Below are 18,529 nucleotides of genomic sequence, written 5' to 3'. Positions count from 1 at the left end.
AGGAGCCGGTCGACGTCCTTGAACAGCGCGTGCGCGGTCTTCGGGTAGGCACTACGGGCGGGGCGGCCCGGTTCCGCCCCTTCCGGCCTTCGCCGTTCCGTCGAGACGTCCACCCCGTGGAGGAGCCCCGGCCGTCGTCCGGCATGTGTTCTCCCGTCCGGTCAACGGTGGACGGCGTGCTGCTGGACGCTGCCGCCGGGGGCGAACGCGACCTGCCCGGTCACCGTGCCGCCGTTCAGGATGAGCGAGTTGTTGACGATGGCCGCGGCCTGGGCCCGGTACTCGGAGACGTCGATGTTGCGGTCGTGCTGGAGGTGGTCGAGCAGCGCCCCGAGGACGCGGCGCTCCATCAGCCGCGTGTACTTGTTGACGTCGAGCGTCTGGAGGAACGTGGAGAAGGCCGGCTCCGCGGCCATCTCCCGGACGGAGATCCGGGCGCCGTAGTCGAAGCTGTGGAACCGCTGCCGCCCCACCCCCTCGCCCTGCCAGAGCAGCAGGCCGGGCTGCCGGACGGCGCCGAGCAGGCGGATCGGAGCCGCGACGGCGTCGGCGACGGCGTGGACGCCGGTCTGCCGGAACGCCTCGGCGACGACCGCGCCGGCGCTGTGGCCGGGCAGGACGTCCACGACCCTGAACCGCTTGGCGATCGGGGGCAGCGCGTTGCAGACGAACTGCGCGTACAGCATGCGGCCCTGGACGGCGAGGTAGAGGAACGCCGTGACCTGCACGCCCGCGTACCTGCCCGGCACGACCGGGCCGCGCATCGGGTCCGTCACGGGCGTCGCCTGCGTCTGCAGGGTGATCCGCTGGTAGCAGCGGATGTCGGCCTGCGGGTTGCGGACGAGGAGGTCGACGGCCTCGGGGCTCGCCTTCGAGAAGGGCCGCCACACGTCGCGGTCGATCAGCGGATGCCCGTCGACCTGCGGGCCGGGATCCATCGGGTCGAACGGCCGCGGGCCCTGCACGCATTCGCCCTCCGCCACGACGTGGTCGTCGACCATGAGCCCGACCGATTCGGGGCGCGGCAGCCCGTCGCGCATCGAGGACAGCTTCCGCTCGATGGCCGTGCGCAGCTCGACCGGATCGACGGGCAGCGCCGGCCTGCCCGCCTCGGCGGGCCCTGCCCGGTCGAGTTCGATGTCGAGCGACCACGCCCTGGTGCGATCGCCGAGAAGACGCCCGGAGCCGATGAAGGGGTTCTGCCGCGAGTACAGCGTGACGTTGCCGAACTGGGCCGCCCCGACCTGCTCGATCCGGTCTTCGACCGCCTGCGAGCCCGCCCGCGGGACGGGCGCCCGGCTGTTCGGTCCGAGTGACCGCAGCGTCTGCAGTGTCAGCCACCGGTGCGCGACGGGAACGGCGAGCATGAAAAAGAACAGCAACAGCGCACCGAGAAACCATCTGCCGCCTCCCTCGGGAGCGGTCAGGCTCTCGAAGTCCCGGGTGACGATCTGCTCTATCGCGGACGCCTGATAGGTGAGGCCGAGCGTGGTCAGGAAGCCCATTCCGAAGTCGACCAGGATCGGGCCGCCGACGATGACCAGTACCGCGGTGACGACCGCGGGCATCGGGAGGCGAATGCGGATCGCCCCGATCGCGACGGCCAGGACGGTCAGCGCGAAGAGCACCACCAGGGTGACGGTCCATGAGATCAGCAGCCCGGCCACCAGCGCGAGCGTCAGGACGGTGTCGCGGAGGAGCCGCAGGCGCCGCGCCTTCAGGCAGTGCGCCAGCACGGGCCGCAGGTCGAATCCGTAGGACGGGACGATGGCGCGGTGCTCTTCGTAAAGGCATTCCTTGAGGATCCGCCGCGACATGTCCTCGTCGAGATGGGCCGCGCAGCACAGATATCGTGTCGCGTCCTCGATCCGCTCCCGATGCGGCATTTCGGGTGCGTGCGTGAAGTAGGCCCGCGGGCGGGCCGCCCCGTTTCCGTGCACCTTGCTCTCTCCCCGTTACCGACCCCTGGACAATTCCCAGTGAACGCCGTTCCGAGACGAGGAGACAACCGGGTTAATACGGGTTCGCAGTGCATAAAGCCGCAGGGCCGGAAACGGCCAATCTCCCGCACTTCGACCGCCGGAGAGGGCGGTGGCGTAGGGCCGTTCGGACCCGGACGAAGCGAGCGACTACCCACGGTGACTTCACCGTTGCGGATCGTTTACTATTGCGTGATGCGGGTGCGGCACGAGTTCGGGGTGCTCGGGCCCCTGGAGGTCCGGCGGGACGGGGTACCGCTGGCGATCGGCGCGACCAAGCTCCGGCTCCTGCTGGCCGCCCTGCTCGTGGACGCCGGTCACGTCGTGCCCGTCGGCACGCTGGCCGGCCGGCTGTGGGGCGAGAACCCGCCGGCGCAGGCCCGGAACACCCTGCAGAACTACGTGCTGCGGCTGCGGCGCGCGCTCGGCGAGGGCGGCGCCGGGATCGTGCTGACCCACCCGCGGGGCTACCTGGCCGAGGTCGAGCCGGACGCCCTGGATCTGCACCGGTTCGGGTCGCTCGTCCGGCGGGGGCGCGCCGAGCTGGAGGCGGGCGGCGCTGCCGACCGTGCGGCGGCCCTGCTGCGGCAGGCGCTCGGGCTGTGGCGGGGCGAGCCCCTGTCGGACCTGCCGCCCGACCTGCTCCAGGACGTCGTCCCCACCCTGGCCGAGCAGCGCCTGGACGCGGTCGAGCTGTGCATCGACGCCGATCTGGCGCTGGGCCGCGCCGCTCACGTGCTTCCGGAGCTGCGCAACCTCATCGGGACGCATCCGCTGCGCGAGCGCTTCTGGGCCCAGCGCATGCGGGCGCTCTACCAGTGCGGCCGGCAGGCGGAGGCGCTCGAGTGCTACCGCGCGGTCGCCGCGCTGCTCGCGGACGAGCTGGGCATCGACCCGGGGGCGGAGCTGCAGGACCTGCACCGGCGGATCCTGGCCGCGGCCCCCGAGCTGCGCCCGGCGTCCGGCCCCGGCGCGGAGCCGCGAACGCGCCGGCAGGGGAACCTGCCGGCGGAGACGACCACCTTCGTCGGCCGCGAGCGCCTCCTCCAGGAGGCCCGGCGGACGCTCGACGGCGCCCGGCTCGTCACGATGACCGGGGTCGGCGGGGTGGGCAAGACGCGGCTGGCGCTGCGGGTCGCGGCCGAGTCCGCCGCGTCGTTCCCGGACGGGACGTGGCTCGCCGACCTGGCCGTGCTCGCGCCGCGGACCGGCGCCGAGCAGCTGGACCGGACGGTCGCCGAGTCGCTCGGCCTGCGCGACCAGTCGGCGCGCGCCCCGGCCGACGCGGTGGCCGATCACCTGCGCGACCGGCGGGTGCTCCTCGTCCTGGACAACTGCGAGCACCTGGTCCAGGCCGTCGCCGCGCTGGCGCTGCGGCTGCTGCGGGCGGCGCCCGGCCTGCGGATCCTCGCGACGAGCCGGGAGCGGCTCGGCGTCCCCGGCGAGCACGTGCTGGTGGTCCCGGGCCTCGCCGTCCCGGACGAGGAGGACGGGACCGGCGCGGCGGGCCCCGCCGGATGCGCGGACGCCGTCCGGCTCCTCGCCGACCGGGCCGCCGCCTCCGCACCGGGTTTCGCCGTCACCGGCCGCAACCGGGACGCGGCCGTCCAGCTGTGCCGCCGCCTGGACGGCATCCCGCTCGCCATCGAGCTGGCGGCGGTGCGGCTCGGCTCGATCGGCGTCGAGGAGATCCTCGCCCGCCTGGACGACCGCTTCCGGCTGCTGTCGATGCCCCGCGCCCGCCCCGGCGGACGCTACCGGCAGACCCTGGGCGGCGTCGTGGACTGGAGCCACGAGCTCTGCACCCCCGGCGAGCGGCTGCTGTGGGCGCGGCTGTCGGTCTTCGCGGGCGGGTTCGACCTGGAGGCGGCCGAGGCGGTCTGCGCGGGAGAGGGCATCGCCCGCGACGCGGTGATGGACCTGCTCGCGGGCCTGGTGGACAAGTCGATCGTGATGGCGGGCGACGCCGAGGGCAGGACCCGATACCGGATGCTGGAGACCATCCGGGGGTACGGGTGGCGGCGCCTCCGGGAGCAGGGCGGTCAGGACGAGATGCGGGTCCGGCACAGCCGGCACTACCGTGATCTCGCGGTCCGCGCCGCCACCGGGTGGTACGGGCCGGACGAGATCGCCTGGCTGCGCCGGCTGCGCCGCGAGCTGCCCGACGTCCGCGCCGCCCTGGAGTTCTGCGGCGGCGCCCCCGAGCACGCCGGCACCGGGCTGGAGATCGCGGTCAACCTCATCCGGGCGCGGTCGTGGTTCTTCAGCGGCACCATCGGTGAGGGCCGCCACTGGCTGGAGCGGCTGTCGGCGCGGCTCGACCGGCCGCCGGCCGGGCCGGGCGGGCACGCGGCGGCGATGCGGGCGTTCCTGGTGATCGTGCAGGGGGACCGGGAGGCGGTGCCCGCCGCCATGGCGGAGTGCCGCGCGGCGGTCGGTCCCCGCTCCCCCGAGTCCGCCTACCTGGAAGGCCTGCACGACCTGCTCATCCAGGGCGATCCGCGGTCACTCGGCCGGCTGGCCCGCGCCCGGGAGGGGTTCCGGGCGGCGGGACGGCCGGGCGACGCCCTCATGGCCACCATGTTCTGGACCATGTCCGCCGTGTTCCTCGGCGCCCGGGACATCGCCTTCCACGCCTGCGACGTCTTCCGCGCGGAGACCGAGACCGCACCGGCCGAGTGGCTCGCCTCCTGGGCGCTGTGGTCCGCCGGGCTCGCCGAACTGTGGCACGGCGAACCCGTCCGGGCCCTGCCGCTCCTGCGGGACGCCGTCGTCCGGCAGCGGTCCGTCGAGGACGAGTGGGGGCCGGTGTGGGACGTGGAGGCCCTGGCGTGGACGGCCGCCGCCATCGGGCGGCACCGGCACTCGGCCGTGCTGCTGGGCGCCGCGCACGGGATGCGGACGGCGACGGGCGTCGCGATGATCGGCCTCGCGCCGTTCCAGGCCGCGCACGCCGAGGCCGAGCGCCTGGTCCGCGGCGCGCTGTCCGAGGAGGCGTACGCGGAGGCGTGGGGTCGCGGCGACACGGCCGAGGACGCCGTCGGCCTGGCGCTGGCCGTGGTGGACGAGCTGTCGCCGTCCCGCCGGGATGCCGGCGAGGGGGTGACCGGCGCGTGACCGCCGGGCGACCGGCGTGACGGCCCGCTCGGCCATCGTCGCCCTGTGACACCGAGAAGCGCGCCAGCCGCGAAGCCCCCTGCCCAGAACGCCGACGGGACGCTCCGGCGGGGCCCCGCACCGGAAGATCCCGTGTCCCGGGGCGGTGAGCGTTCGCCGGGCGGCGCCGGCCCCTGGCTCGGCGACCATGTGCGGCGGCAGGCGGCGGCGCTGTGCGAGGCGGCCGGAACCGGAGGGGACGCGGCCCGGAGCCTGCTGGACCCCCTGCTGGAACCGCTCACGCGGTCGTCGCCGCCGGGCCCGCCGCCCGCGCGGAGCCTCGTGTCCGACGACCACTCGCCGGTGGAGTTCTCCCTGGCCTTCACTCCCGGCGCGGCCACGGTGCCCCGGGTGCTGGTGGAGCCCGGCTACACCGACGACATGGCCCGCAGCGGCCGCATCGGGCTCCGGGTGGCCGAGCGGCTGGCCGCCCGCGGCGTCCTGTCGTGCGCCCGCCTGCACGCGCTCTCCGACGTCTTCCTCCCCGCCGACCCGCACGGGCCGTTCGCGTTGTGGCTGGCGCTGGAGTTCCCCGCCGGCCGTCCCCGGGCGAAGGTCTATCTGAACCCGGCGGCCGGCGGCCCGGGGCGCTCGGCCGATGCCGTGGCCGAGGCGCTCGCCCGCCTGGGACACCGAAACGCGTTCGCCGCGCTGCGGCGATACGCCGACGGTCCCGAGGACTTCATGTTCTTCGCGCTGGACCTGGGAGACTGGCCCGCTCCCCGGGTCAAGGTCTACGTGAGGCACCAGGACTTCTCCGCCGCCGAAGCCGCCGTCGTCTCCCGCGCCATGCCGGGAGACCATCCCGGACGGGTGGAGGAGTTCATCGGTCTCGTCGCCGCCGAGGGCCGGCTGCGGCGGCGACCGCTCGTCTCCTGCTTCTCCTTCACTCAGGCATGCGGAGACCGTCCCAGCGGCTACTCCGTGCACGTCCCGGTGCGCGACTACGTGCGGGACGACCGCCAGGCCCGGGACCGCGCGGTGGCCGCACTGCGCCGGTACGGCCTCGATGACCGGCCTCTCCACAGGGCGCTGACCGGCCTGACGTCCCGCTCCCTGGGCGCCGGCGTGGGACTGATCGCCTACCTGACGCTCGCCCATGCCGACGGGCGCCCGCCCCGCGTAACGGTCTACTTCTCCTCGGAGGCGTACCGGGTCGAGCCCGCCCGCGCGGTCGCCGCACCCGGGAGCGGTGAGCCCGGTCCCCTGCCGGCCGGACGGTGACCGGGCCCATGGAGCCGTACCGGATCAAGGCCGTCGAGCCCCTGCCGCGCACGACGCGCCCGCAGCGCGAGGCGGCGCTGCGGCGGGTGCGCTACAACCTGTTCGACCTGCGCGCCGAGGAGGTCACCATCGACCTCCTCACGGATTCGGGCACCGGGGCCCTGTCGGCCGGGCAGCTGGCGGCGGCGATGTCGAGCGACGAGTCCTACGCCGGGTCCACGTCCTTCCACCGGTTCCGCGACGCCGTCGAGGAGCTGACGTCGTACCCGCACATCCTGCCGGTGCACCAGGGCCGCGCCGCCGAGCGCGTCCTGTTCTCCACCCTCGTGGGGCCGGGCAAGATCACCCTCAGCAACACGCACTTCGACACGACCCGCGCGAACGTGGAGCTCACCGGCGGGGAGGCCCGCGACCTTCCCTGCCCTCAGTCGCGCGACCTGGACGGCGCCGCACCGTTCAAGGGCGACATCGACCTGGACGCGCTGCGGGCCGTCCTCGACGGACCGGAGGCGTCCCGGGTCGCCCTGGTGCTGATGACGGTCACGAACAACGGATGCGGCGGCCAGCCGGTCTCCATGGCGAACCTCGCCGAGACCGCCGCGGCGTGCCGCCGCCACGGCGTCCCGCTGTTCCTGGATGCGGCCCGGTTCGCCGAGAACGCCTGGCTGGTCACCCGCCGGGAGGCCGCCCACCTTGGCAGGACGCCCCGGCAGGTGGCGCAGGAGGCGTTCCGGTTGGCCGACGGCTGCCTGATGAGCGCCAAGAAAGACGGGATCGTCCACATCGGCGGGTTCCTGGGGCTGCGTGACAGCGCGCTCGCCCAGCGGTGCGAGCTGCTGCTGATCGCCACCGAGGGGTTCCCCACGTACGGCGGGCTGGCGGGCCGCGACCTGGACATGATGGCGCTCGGGCTGGTCGAAGCCCTCGACCCCGCCTATCTCGCCTCCCGCGAGCACGCCGCCGGGCATCTGGCCGGACGCGCCCGCGCCGCGGGCGTCGGCATCGTCGAGCCGCCGGGGCTGCACGCGATCTACCTCGACGCCGGACGCCTGTTGCCGCATGTTCCCGCGCACCGCTTCCCGGGCCAGGCGCTGGCCTGCCAGCTGTACCTGGAAGGCGGCATCCGCTCGACCGAGCTGGGCTCGCTGTACCTGGGCCGGGAGGACGAGCACGGCGAACCGGTCACCAGCGCTCCGCACGAGCTGGTCCGGCTCGCGCTGCCGCGCAGGGTCTACACCCGCGGGCACCTCGACCATGTCGGCGACGTCCTCGCACGGATCGCCGGCGCCCCGGGCAAGGTCCCCGGCTACCGCATCACCGAGCAGGCCCCCGTCCTCCGGCACTTCCGCGTCCGCCTCGAACCGGCCGACGACATGCGCCGGCCCGTCGCCGGGGAGGAGCATGAACGGCACTGAGCGGCATGTCCGCGTTGCCTGGCCCGTGCGGGGCGGCCGAGCGCGACTCCGGTCAGGACCAGCACGAGGCCGCAGAGCCGCTGGACGGTGCGGACGGCGGACGGCGGCCGTGCGGGGAGGGTGTCAGAGGGGTGCGGCAGACTTGGGGCGATGACTCGTGGAGGTGCTCGTGCGTGACGGTCAGTTGGCGGTCGAGGAGCTGGAGGCTTTGCGCGGGCCGCTGACCGGCTACTGCTACCGGCTTCTCGGGTCGGCGGCCGACACCGACGACGCGGTCCAGGAGACGCTGATCCGGGCGTCGTCCAAGCGGGACCAGTACGATCCGGGCAGGGCACGCCTGAGCACGTGGGTCCATCGGATCGCGACCAATGTCTGCCTCGACATGCTCCGGGCAGCGAAGCGGCGGGCCCTGGTGATGGACGTCGGGTCGGCGGGCCCGGACCTCGGCGCGCCGCTGCCTCCAGAGCTCTGGGTGGAGCCGATGCCCGACTCGCGGCTGCTGGGCGGGCAGGATCCCGGTGACGTGGTCCTGGGGCGGGAGTCGGTCCGGCTGGCGTTCATCGCGGCCCTCCAGCGTCTCGCTCCCCGGCAGCGGGCCGTCCTGGTGCTGCGGGACGTCCTCGTGTTCAGCGCCCGGGAGACCGCCGAGATCCTCGGCACCACGGTGCCCGCGGTGAACAGCGCGTTGCAGCGCGCGCGGGCCTCGCTGGACGCGGACCCGCCCGACCCGTCCGACGTCCACGACCCCGAGGACGCCGGGCAGCGCGATCTGCTGCGTCGCTACGTGGCCGCTTTCGAGTCCCATGACGTCGCCGCGCTGACCGCCGTGCTGCGTGAGGACGCGGTGGCCTCCATGCCGCCGTTCCGGTGGCGGCTGGATGGCGCGCGGAGGATCGCCGGCACCCTCGAGGCCAGCGACGCCTGCGCGGGCGCGCGGCTGGTGCCATGCGGCATCAACGGCGCGCCCGGGTTCGGGCAGTACCGGCCCGGGGACGGCGGCGTCCTCCACCCGTTCGCGCTCGTCGCGGTCGATGTCCGGGACGGACGGATCGCTCGGATGGTGACGTTCCTCGGTACGCACGACCGGTTCGCCGAGTTCGGTCTCCCCGAGATCCTCCGAGGTGCGGAGCCCGTCGGAGGGTGAGCGATGAGTTCTCGCGGGCCGCGTCGTACAAGCCGGTGAAGTCCCGGCGACGCGGAAGGACAGCCCGATGGAGACACACTCGGCCCACCTGACCAAGGAAACCCGTGCGGAGCGGGAGCGGCTCGCCGGCATTCTCGGCGGCCTCACGCCCGAGCAGTGGGACGCGGCGTCCCTGTGCGACGGGTGGCGGGTCCGCGAGGTGGTCGCCCACATGACGATGGCGTACCGGACCAGGGCGATCGGAGTGCTGGCCGGTCTCGTCCGGGCCCGGTTCTCCTTCAACCGGTACGCCGACCGGGACGCCCGGTCGGCGACGCGGGCGATGAGCGACGCCGAACTGCTCGGCCTTCTGCGCCGCAACATCGAGCACCCCTGGCAGCCACCCGGTGGCGGGCAGGCCGGCGCCCTCAGCCACGACGTCATCCACGGCCTCGACTTCACCGAGCCGCTCGGCCTGCCCCCGGCACCGCCCGAGCGCCTCGCGCTGATCCTGGCGTCGACCAGGCCCCGGCAGCTGAAGTACTTCGGGGTCGACCTCGGCGGGCGGAAACTGGCCGCCACCGACTCCGACGCGGTCGTCGGGGACGGATCCACGGTCGTGGCGATGACCTCGAAGGACATCCTCCTCGTGGTCACCGGACGGCGCCCCCTCAACGACGTCCCGCAAACAAGCCGATGACGCCCCCGCGGCGTCCGCGCCTCATCCGCATCGCCCGTTCGGGACGGATGTAGGTGCTCGACAGTGGGTGCAGCCGGCCATACGGCGCTGCGCGGCCGCGTGACGACCGGCGCGGCATCACCCCGCGCCGGTCGCGGTTGCCCAGCCCACCGGGAAGGCCGCGCCGGGGGGCGGCGTGCCGCCGGGGCCGTCGAAGCGGGTCGAGGCGGAGGCCACGGTCGTGCCCGCCACGGCCGACGACCGATCGGACGCGCCGCTCGTTGGCGTGGACGCTTCAGAAGGGGCACGCGGGGATGTCGGGGACGGGGTTGTCCTGCCAGGTCTCGGAGACGGATGAGGCGGGGTACCAGCCCCAGCCGTCGTTCTGGTAGCGGTCGTCGCCCTGGGTGTAGAGCCAGGTGGTCGCCTTGCCCTGCGGGTTCGCGGCGCCCTCCGTCTGGCAGACGAACCAGTTGCTGGACGACCTCAGGTAGCCGGTGGTCGTCCCGGGCGCCGGTTCGAGGAAGAGCGGGCCCTGCTGCGCGGTGCGGCAGGACCAGGTGTCGAACCGGCGGCCCTTGGGGTCGGTGACCTGGTTGCCGTCGAGCGTGCAGCGCTGGACCGGGGGCGCGGCTCCGGACGCGGCGGCGGTCTCCGATTCGGAGGCGGCCGGCGGAGCGGACGAGCCGGACGAGTTCAGCACGATGAGCAGGCCGACGGCCACGGTGGCGACGAGGCCCAGCGCGCCGATTCCCGCCCAGAGCGTCCACGTCCTGCGGGAGGGCCGGGGCGAACCCGCGGGGGCGGGCGCCATGGCCGGGGCCGGTAACAGGGCCGGCGCGGGTGGCAGGGCCGAATCGGGTGGCAGGGCCGGACCGGGCGGGACGGGCGCCGGGGGCGGGACGGGCGGGGGCTGCGTCTCGGTGGGGTCGGGTCGGTACTCGTCCACCATCTGGGTCGCCTGGGCGGGGAGCCATTCGCCGATGGGGCCGGCCGCGCCGTCCAGGCCCGTGCGCTCCAGTACCTCGGCGGGCGTGGGACGGTCGGCGGGGTCCTTGGCGAGGCAGGCGGACACCAGGTCGCGGAGGCCGGCGGGGAGGGAGGAGAGGTCCGGTTCCTCGTGGACGATCCGGTACATCAGCGTGTGGGCGGGGCCGTCGCCGTACGGGCGGACGCCGGCCGCGTGGCAGAGGACGGCGCCCAGCGCGAAGAGGTCGGCCGGCGGGCCGACGGCGTCGCCGCGGATGTGCTCGGGCGCCATGAAGCCCGGTGTGCCGATGGAGCCGCCCGGCACGGTGAGGGCGGTCCCCTCCAGGGCCTGCGCGATGCCGAAGTCGATGACGCGGGGCCCGTCGGACGCGAGCAGGATGTTGGCCGGCTTCAGGTCGCGGTGCACCAGCCCCGTGCTGTGGATCGCCTCCAGCGCCTCGGCGAGGCCGGCGGCGAGGACGCGCAGGGACCGTTCGGGGAGGGCGCCGTGCTCGGCGACGACCGCGGCGAGGGACGGCCCCGGCACGAAGGCGGTGACGAGCCAGGGAGGGTCCGCGTCCAGGTCGATCTCGACGACCTGGGCGGTGTGGAAGCCGCCGACCCTTCGGGCGGCCTCCGCCTCGCGGGCGAAGCGCTCGCGGAACCGGGCGTCCGCGGCGAGCTCGGCCCGGACGATCTTCACCGCGACCGCGCGACCGCCCGGCGAGTAGCCGAGGAACACCTCGCCCATCCCGCCGGCGCCGAGGCGCCCCGCCAGCCGGTAGCGGCCGATCGTACGCGGATCGGCCGGACGCAGCGGTTCCATCTCTCCCCGATCCTCCCGGGTCCCGCCCGCACCGGCGGCGGCCCGACCGACCCAGTTCCCTGGAGGGCACGATAACGCTCGCGAGCCGTCCCCATCCGGCCGTCGGCCACCTGGGGCGGCGCGGCGCACGGGTTCAGCAGTTGGACCCGCAGGCCTGGTCGGACAGTGACTTGAGGAAGAGGGACTGGATCTGTCCCGGCGTCTGCGCCACCAGGGCGTCCCCGTTCGTCAGCTTGGCGATCTGCCGGAGCTCGCCGACGTCCACGCCGTCGCCGAGGCCCAGCATGTAGATCAGGATGGGGCGCTGCGGGTCGGAGGCGTCGCGGATGTGCTTCAGCGTCTCCGCCAGCGAGGGGCCGTCCTCGTCGTCGTTCTTCCCGTCGGTCCACAGCACGACCGAGTTGATGTACTCCGCCTTGTAGGTCCGCTTCATGTCGTCGAACGCGGCGATGACGGTCTCGTACAGGCCCGTGTCGCCGTTCTTCTTCACCGTGGTCCGCGTGAACGTGCTCAGCAGGGCCTGGCGCCGGGTGACCGAGCCGAGCCGCTCGCCCAGCGGGCCCACGCTCACCACCTCCCGCCAGTCCTGCTCGCCCTTCAGGTGGGTGGAGAACACCCACTCGCCGGCCTCGCTGTCGTCGGGCAGCAGCGACAGCCCGTTCTGCGCGGTGCGGATGGTGGCCTGCAGCCGGGTGAGGCCGGGCGCGATCTTCTCGCTCATGGACCCGGAGATGTCGATGATGCTCAGCATGCGGAGGCTGAGCGAGAGCTTCGCCCACTGCTGCATGATCTGTTCCACCTCGGCCGCGGACGGCGGGGTCAGCCCCTTCGGCGCGGCCTCGGACAGGCCGGTCCGCTCGGAGAACGCCGCGGGGGCGGTGCCGTCGGGCGTCCTGAATCCCAGCCTGCGCACGTCCTCGCCGGTGGCGTCGCTCGTCAGCTCCTTGAACAGCAGCCGGCCCGCGCTCAGCTTGGCCGCGTCCCCGGACAGGACGGAGACCGGGTGGTCGAGGTAGAGGGTCCCCTCGGCCGGATACACGGCGGCGGCGATCTCGGTGGGACGTTTCGCGTTGTGGGCGAACACCGCCTGCTCGGGCGTCAGCGCGATGGGGTAGCGGTCCCCCGTCCCCTCGCCGAACGCGGCGAACTGCGCCGTGACCGACGCCGCGACGCCCTCGCGGAACGTCCGCACCGCGCCGGCGAACATCGCCTGGCCCTGCGGGTCGTCCGACAGCAGCGCGTTGGCCAGCATGAGGGTGCCCATGCCGGTCGCGGTCTTGCCGGGGTCGGGGACCTGCAACCGGAACAGCCGCGACGGAATGGGGCTCTTCTCGGCCGCCGGGCCGCTCCCCCGCTCGGCGTTCTCCGCTGTCCCGGCCGCGGTGATGAGGTCCTTCCAGGACGGCTGCGCGGGCGCGCCGAGGTTGCGCAGCTGCGTCGCCAGCGAGCCGGGCATCGCCAGCACGATGGGGGTCGACGCCATCCCGCCGAGTTCGGTGACGGCCGCGGTGGCCCCGGCCCGGCCGGATCCTTCGGCGAGCTTGCTCCACAGGGAGGAGTCGGGGATCCACACGTCCGGCTGCTCGGTGACGCCGGAGACGCCCTTGCCCGACAGCAGCGTCGCGACGGCCGCCGGGTCGGCGGACCGCACGCTCGCGCGGGCGCACATGCCGGCGACCTCGTTGCGGGCGTCGTTGAAGCGTTTCGCGGCGCGGACGACCGCCGGGGAGATCTCCGGGGACGTCGCCACGTCGATCGTGAGCGCGTCGTCGCCTGAGCACGTGTCGGCGGCCGAGGTGAACGCGTACGCCGCGAAGCCCGTCAGCATGACCAGCACGACCGCGCCGGCCAGCGGGCCGAGCATGATGCCGCCGGTCCGCTTCGAGGGCCGCGGTCGTTTGCGGGTCCGCTTGGCGGCCGCGTGCGCCGGTCCGGGCGGACGGGACGAGCGGTCGGGCTTCGCGAAGTAGTCGAACCCGCCGTCGGCGGCCCCGCCCGGCGGGGCGGAGGGCCCGCCGTCCGCTCCAGGGGCTCCAGGGGCTCCAGTGGCACCAGTGGCGCCGGGGTCGCCGGGGAAGGTGTACGGAATGCCGAACTCTCCGCTCTCCGGCGGAGTCCTGGGCGCCCACTCGGGCACGTCGTCGTATCCGCTCATCGCCGATCCCCGTCTCCGGCCGAGGGCGCCAGATCACGCCGCGCCGCATGATGACAGCCGACGCTGAGACGCGAACTCCGCGGGTGTCTCATCGGGCTGCTGAGATCTTGGTATTGCCAAACGTCCTCCGTCAAGGGGGTTCAATGAGGCCAGAAGTGGACGCGGGCACCGGCGGACTCCAGTAGGGCGCGGGGCTCACGGCTGGTTGGTCATGGCGAGTGGGCCGCCGCCCTGGGCCGTCCCCACCGCCACCATGCCGCCGCCCGTGGCGGGGAGGGGCGCGAAGTCGAAGCCGCCGCGGTTGCGGGAGCCGGTGCCCGTCCGCGCGGGCAGCGGGCTGGACTGCCAGGACTCGCCGTCGAAGCGGTAGAGGAGCGCGCCGGCGCCGCGGGGGTCGGCGCCGCTCCACAGGGAGCCGTCGTCGCCGAAACGGTAGCCGAGGTAGTCGGACGGCGGTTTCGGTATCGCCTCCCAGGTGCCGCCGCGCCGGAACATCAGCTCGGGCTTGCCGGGACCGCTCAGGAGGACGCCGCCGGGGCCGGCCGCCAGAAAGTCGGTGTAGCCGTCGGGTACGGCCGGCTCCGACCATTCGGTGCCGTCCCAGCGGAGCATGGCGGAGCGGTAGGGGCCGAGGCGGCTGCCGCCGGCCCACAGCTCGGTGTCGCTCACCGCGTCGATCCGGTGGACGTAGGCGTCCACGTCGTAGGCGGTCCAGGCGCCGTTCCGCCACCGGGCCAGGCAGCCGTTGGACGCCCAGACGCCGTCGTCGACGGCTTCCAGCCGCAGGTAGACGGCGGACGCGCACGACTCGGGGAGGGCTATCTGCGTCCAGCGGGAACCGTCCCAGCGCGCCAGGTACCCCTGGTCGGCCTTGCCGCCGGAGAGCCAGACGTTCTCCGGGGAGGAGGCGTCGATGTCCACGATCTCCAGGTTCCATGCGCCGGGCGGGTTGCGGTTCTCCCAGGAGGCGCCGTTCCATCTGCGGACGATCGCGTTCGAGCTGCAGATCGAGCCGGCGCCCATGAACGGCCAGGACCAGTCGACGCACGAATGGCCCTCGAACCCGGCCGCCCAGACCTCCTGCGGGCTCAGGGCGGTCACGTCGGTGAGGCCGCTCTCAGGCCAGAGGCCGGACGGGGCCTCCGTCGTCCGCCACGGGCGCTCGGCCGCCTGGGCCGGTGCCGCCAGCCCGGCGACGAGGGCTGCCGCCGCTCCGATCATCCACGCGCGTCTCATGCGGACGATGGTGCTGCAGGGCGCGGTGGGGGCGCTTGTCACAACCATGACAGGAAATACTGGCAAGTTTGAGCTACGGTGCGCGCCCCGCCCGCGGCCGGGATCCGGAAGCCGCAGGTCGTGTCCCGGGTGTCCGGGGGCGGGGCGGGGTCCGGCGGCGCTCAGCGGGGCCTGGTGCGCGGACGCGGCGAGAGGGCGGAGAGAAGGACGCCGCCGAGGCCCTTCGCACTCGCCGCGAGGAAGGTCGTCCAGTCGAAGTAGTCGCGCCAGAGGGTGATGCGGCCGTCGTGCACCTCGAAGGTGCCGCAGACCCAGAATTCGGCGCGCCAGGCGTTGACCTCCAGCACGTCGGTGCGTTCGGTGAGGACGGCGGGGCCGTTCGACGCGATGTGGTGGATGCGGGCTTCGAAGCCGGTCCCGTAGCGTCCCATCGCGCGGAGGGTCTTCTCGACCGCGGGCAGGCCGCGCGCCGGCGGGAGCGGGACGTTCTGGTAGACCATGCCGGGCGCGGCGTAGGTCAGGGCGCGGTCGATGTCGAGGTCTTCGAGGGCGGAGAGGAAGTCGGTGACGGTCTGGATCTCGGTCATGGCGCTCCTCCGGTCGGGGACACCACCGTAGTGCGGGAGAATTCCGGCATGCGGTTCGGCATCCTGGGAGCGGTCGAGGTCCGCGCCGGCGGCGACGCCGTGCCGGTGGGCGGGCCCACCGTGCGCGCGCTGCTGGCGATGCTGCTGCTGGACGCGGGACGGCTCGTCCCCAGCGAACGGCTCATCGACGGACTCTACGGGGAGGACCCGCCGAGCGGCGCGGCGAACGCGCTCCAGTCGCAGGTGTCGCGGCTGCGGCGCGGGCTGGGGGACGCGGCGCTGGTCGAGGGCCTGCCCGCCGGGTACCGGATCGACGTCGAGCGCGACGACGTCGACGTCCACCGGTTCGAGCGGCTTGCCGGCGAGGCGCGGCGGGCCGCGACCGCGCAGGCGGCCGCCGCGCTGTACGAGGAGGCGCTCGGGCTGTGGCGCGGCGGCGCGCTCGCCGATGTGAGCGCGCCGTTCGCGGCGGGGCAGGCGGCGCGGCTGGAGGAGGAGCGGGCGGCGGCCGTGGAGGGACTCGCGGAGGCGCGGCTCCGGGGGGGCGACCCCGAGGCCGCGATCTCCCCGCTGCGCGCCCTGGTGGACGCGCGGCCGCTGCGCGAGCGGGCGCGGGCGCTGCTGATGCGCGCGCTGCACGGCGGCGGGCGGCAGGCCGAGGCCCTCGCCGTGTTCGAGGACGGGCGGCGGATGCTGGCCGACGAGCTGGGCGCCGACCCGTCCAGGGAGCTCGCCGAGGTGCATCTGAGCATCCTGCGGGGCGAGAGCGGGCCCGAGCGGATACGGCCGAACCTGCCGGCGCAGCTCACCAGCTTCGTCGGGCGCGAGGAGGAGATGCGGCGCGTCGGGGCGATGCTGGCGGACGGGCGGCTCGTCACGCTGCTCGGCCCCGGCGGCGCCGGCAAGACGCGGCTGGCGATCGAGGCGGCGGGACGCGAGCGCGGCGAGGTCTGCTTCGTCGACCTGGCGCCGGTCGTCGCGGCGGAGGTGCCGAAGGCGCTGCTCGGCGCGCTCGGGCTGCGCGAGGGCGGGATGCGGCCCGCCCCCGGCGAGGCGTCGCCGGACGCGCTGGAGCGCCTGGTCACGGCCCTCGACGGGCGGCGGATCCTGCTCATCCTGGACAACTGCGAGCATGTCATCGCGTCCGTCGCGGCGCTCACCCACCGGCTGCTGAGCGCCTGCCCGCGGCTGCGGGTGCTGGCGACGAGCCGGGAGGCGCTGGCGATCACGGGCGAGCGGCTGCGTCCGCTGCCGCCGCTGGAGCTGCCTCCCGAGGGCACGCCCGCCGGCGAGGTGCGGGACTATCCGGCGGTGCGGCTGTTCCTGGACCGGGCCGAGTCCGTCCGCCCCGGTTTCGCGGTGGACGAGGGCAACGCCGCGCCGGTGCTGCGGATCTGCCGGGCGCTGGACGGGCTGCCGCTGGCGATCGAGCTGGCGGCGGCGCGGCTGCGGTCGCTGCCGGTCACCGAGGTCGCGACGCGGCTGGACGACCGGTTCCGGCTGCTGTCGCGGGGCAACCGGGCGGCGGCGCCGCGCCACCAGACGCTGCGCGCGGTCGTCGAGTGGAGCTGGGACCTGCTGGACGGCGCGGAGCAGACCCTCGCCCGGCGCCTCACGGTGTTCTCCGGCGGGCTCACGCTGGACGCCGCAGCCAGCGTCTGCGACCTGGACGACGCCGACGAGCTGCTGATCGAGCTGGCCGACAAGTCACTGGTGCAGAGCGACGGCACCCGGTACCGGATGCTCGACACGGTCCGGGCGTTCTGCGCGGAGCGGCTCGACGAGGCGGGCGAGCGGGAGCGGTTCGAGCGGGCGCACGCGGAGTACTTCGCCGGCCTCGCCCGCCGCGCGGACCCGCATCTGCGCGGCGCCGAGCAGCTCGAATGGCTGGACCTCCTCGCCGCCGACCACGGGAACCTGCACGCGGCGCTGCGGCGCTCGCTGCGTCCCGACCCGGCGCTCGCGCTGCGGATGATCGCGTCGCTGTCCTGGTACTGGTGGCTGCGCGGACGCGTCGAGGGCGCGGCGCTGGCGGCCGACCTGCTCGACGCGATCGGCCCGGAGCCGCCGGACGGGCTGGAGGAGGAGTACGTCCTGTGCGTCACGAACGCGGTGTCGAGCGGGATCACGGGCGAGCGGGCGGTGGCCTGGCTCGACCGCGCCGCGGCGCTGCTGCAGGACATCGACCGGCGGGTGCGGTATCCGGTCGTGATCGTGCTGTGGGCGCTCACGGCCGGCCCCGGCCGCACCGACCACGCCGTGTTCGCCAAGCAGGTCGGGGACGACCCCTGGACCCGCGCGCTGGTCAGCATGAGCGACGGGTTCCTCGCCCAGTTCGCCGGCGACATCACCGGGACCGAGCGGGCGTGCGGCGAGGCGCTGCGCGGGTTCCGGGCCTGCGGCGACCGGTGGGGCATCGCCAACTCGCTGGACACCCTGTCCCAGGCGGCCGGCTGGCGCGGCGACCACGCCCGCGCCGTCGCGCTGCTGGACGAGGCGCTGGACCTCGTGGAGCGGCTCGGCGCGCTGGAGGACACCGCCGACCTGCTCTACCAGCGGGCGCACGTGCTCATCCGGGGCGGGACGCCGGACGCCGCGCGGGCCGGGTTCGAGCGGGGGATCGAGCTGGCGCGCCGGGCCGGCACCCCCGACAAGATCGCCGCCGGCTACCAGGGGCTCGGCGACCTGGCGCGGCTGCGCGGCGACGTCGCCGAGGCCCGGCGGCTGTACGAGACGGCCCTGACCGGCTACTCGTCGGAGCGGTTCATCGCCGTCGCGACGCGGGGCGCGGCGCTGATCGGGCTGGCCTGGGCGGCGATCGCGGAGGGCGACACCGGACGGGCCCGCGGGCTGCTGCGCGAGGCGCTGGACATGTCGTTCGAGCACCCGCTGTTCCTCTACCGGACGTCCGCGGCGGCCGCGCTGGCCGGGGTGGCCGTCGCGGAGGGCGACGGGGAGCGCGCGGCGCTGCTGCTCGGTGTCGCGCAGGCGCTGCGCGGCATCCAGGTCGACGGAGACCCCGACGCCGAACGGGTCTCCGCCCTCGCCCGCGGCCTGCTCGGCGGCACCGCGTTCGAGGAGGCCCGCGCGCGGGGCGCCGCGCTCACCCGCGACGAGGCCCTCGCCGTGCTGGCGGGCGGCTGACGGCACCTGGGCGCGCTGTCAGCGGACGGTGCGGGG

At 74.6% G+C, this 18,529-nt stretch carries 11 protein-coding genes; 6 read left to right on the top strand and 5 right to left on the bottom strand.

Annotated elements, in window-relative coordinates:
- Window positions 1-161: 161 nt before the first annotated feature.
- On the bottom strand, window positions 162-1,940 hold the full coding sequence (locus SM611_RS09045; RefSeq protein ID WP_371948687.1) for an AbeC-like domain-containing protein: 1,779 nt from the start codon (window positions 1,938-1,940) through the stop codon (window positions 162-164).
- A gap of 234 nt (window positions 1,941-2,174) precedes the next feature.
- Here SM611_RS09045 and SM611_RS09040 point away from each other — a divergent pair, with 234 nt between their 5' ends.
- The 5 genes from SM611_RS09040 to SM611_RS09020 all read left to right on the top strand — a co-directional run bounded on the left by SM611_RS09040 (window position 2,175) and on the right by SM611_RS09020 (window position 9,597).
- Complete coding sequence (locus SM611_RS09040; RefSeq protein ID WP_371948686.1) at window positions 2,175-5,096, top strand: AfsR/SARP family transcriptional regulator; 2,922 nt, start codon at window positions 2,175-2,177, stop codon at window positions 5,094-5,096.
- 132 nt (window positions 5,097-5,228) lie between these two features.
- Window positions 5,229-6,359, top strand: a complete 1,131-nt coding sequence (locus tag SM611_RS09035) for a tryptophan dimethylallyltransferase family protein (RefSeq protein WP_371948685.1) — start codon at window positions 5,229-5,231, stop codon at window positions 6,357-6,359.
- An 8-nt stretch (window positions 6,360-6,367) separates the two neighbouring features.
- The gene (locus SM611_RS09030) at window positions 6,368-7,774 is read left to right on the top strand and encodes a tryptophanase (RefSeq protein ID WP_371948683.1); all 1,407 of its coding nucleotides are present in this window, start codon (window positions 6,368-6,370) and stop codon (window positions 7,772-7,774) included.
- Window positions 7,775-7,943: 169 nt separating this feature from the next.
- Entirely contained in the window at window positions 7,944-8,918 is a 975-nt protein-coding gene (locus tag SM611_RS09025; protein ID WP_371948682.1) for an RNA polymerase subunit sigma-70, read from the top strand.
- A gap of 67 nt (window positions 8,919-8,985) precedes the next feature.
- Entirely contained in the window at window positions 8,986-9,597 is a 612-nt protein-coding gene (locus SM611_RS09020; protein ID WP_371948681.1) for a maleylpyruvate isomerase family mycothiol-dependent enzyme, read from the top strand.
- A 274-nt stretch (window positions 9,598-9,871) separates the two neighbouring features.
- Here SM611_RS09020 and SM611_RS09015 read toward each other — a convergent pair whose 3' ends face one another.
- The 4 genes from SM611_RS09015 to SM611_RS09000 all read right to left on the bottom strand — a co-directional run bounded on the left by SM611_RS09015 (window position 9,872) and on the right by SM611_RS09000 (window position 15,349).
- The gene (locus SM611_RS09015; RefSeq protein ID WP_371948680.1) at window positions 9,872-11,371 is read right to left on the bottom strand and encodes a serine/threonine-protein kinase; all 1,500 of its coding nucleotides are present in this window, start codon (window positions 11,369-11,371) and stop codon (window positions 9,872-9,874) included.
- 133 nt (window positions 11,372-11,504) lie between these two features.
- Entirely contained in the window at window positions 11,505-13,526 is a 2,022-nt protein-coding gene (locus SM611_RS09010; RefSeq protein WP_371948679.1) for a substrate-binding domain-containing protein, read from the bottom strand.
- A gap of 195 nt (window positions 13,527-13,721) precedes the next feature.
- Complete coding sequence (locus tag SM611_RS09005; RefSeq protein WP_371948678.1) at window positions 13,722-14,762, bottom strand: hypothetical protein; 1,041 nt, start codon at window positions 14,760-14,762, stop codon at window positions 13,722-13,724.
- 161 nt (window positions 14,763-14,923) lie between these two features.
- Window positions 14,924-15,349: a limonene-1,2-epoxide hydrolase family protein gene (locus tag SM611_RS09000; RefSeq protein ID WP_371948677.1), complete on the bottom strand. Its 426-nt coding sequence runs from the start codon at window positions 15,347-15,349 to the stop codon at window positions 14,924-14,926.
- Between the two features lie 48 nt (window positions 15,350-15,397).
- Here SM611_RS09000 and SM611_RS08995 point away from each other — a divergent pair, with 48 nt between their 5' ends.
- Window positions 15,398-18,493, top strand: coding sequence for an AfsR/SARP family transcriptional regulator (locus SM611_RS08995; RefSeq protein ID WP_371948675.1), 3,096 nt, complete (start codon window positions 15,398-15,400; stop codon window positions 18,491-18,493).
- Window positions 18,494-18,529: the final 36 nt, after the last annotated feature.

The sequence above is a fragment of the Actinomadura monticuli genome (assembly GCF_041463655.1).
Classification (GTDB): domain Bacteria; phylum Actinomycetota; class Actinomycetes; order Streptosporangiales; family Streptosporangiaceae; genus Spirillospora; species Spirillospora monticuli.
Note: the sequence above shows the minus strand (reverse complement) of the source record. Positions and strands in the feature narration are given on the sequence as shown.

Coding starts and splice junctions, on each gene's coding strand:
- SM611_RS09040 (WP_371948686.1), top strand. CDS start 2,175: ATGCGGGTGCGGCACGAGTTCGGGGTGCTCGGGCCCCTGGAGGTCCGG.
- SM611_RS09030 (WP_371948683.1), top strand. CDS start 6,368: ATGGAGCCGTACCGGATCAAGGCCGTCGAGCCCCTGCCGCGCACGACG.
- SM611_RS09020 (WP_371948681.1), top strand. CDS start 8,986: ATGGAGACACACTCGGCCCACCTGACCAAGGAAACCCGTGCGGAGCGG.
- SM611_RS09015 (WP_371948680.1), bottom strand. CDS start 11,371: ATGGAACCGCTGCGTCCGGCCGATCCGCGTACGATCGGCCGCTACCGG.
- SM611_RS09010 (WP_371948679.1), bottom strand. CDS start 13,526: ATGAGCGGATACGACGACGTGCCCGAGTGGGCGCCCAGGACTCCGCCG.
- SM611_RS09005 (WP_371948678.1), bottom strand. CDS start 14,762: ATGAGACGCGCGTGGATGATCGGAGCGGCGGCAGCCCTCGTCGCCGGG.
- SM611_RS09000 (WP_371948677.1), bottom strand. CDS start 15,349: ATGACCGAGATCCAGACCGTCACCGACTTCCTCTCCGCCCTCGAAGAC.
- SM611_RS08995 (WP_371948675.1), top strand. CDS start 15,398: ATGCGGTTCGGCATCCTGGGAGCGGTCGAGGTCCGCGCCGGCGGCGAC.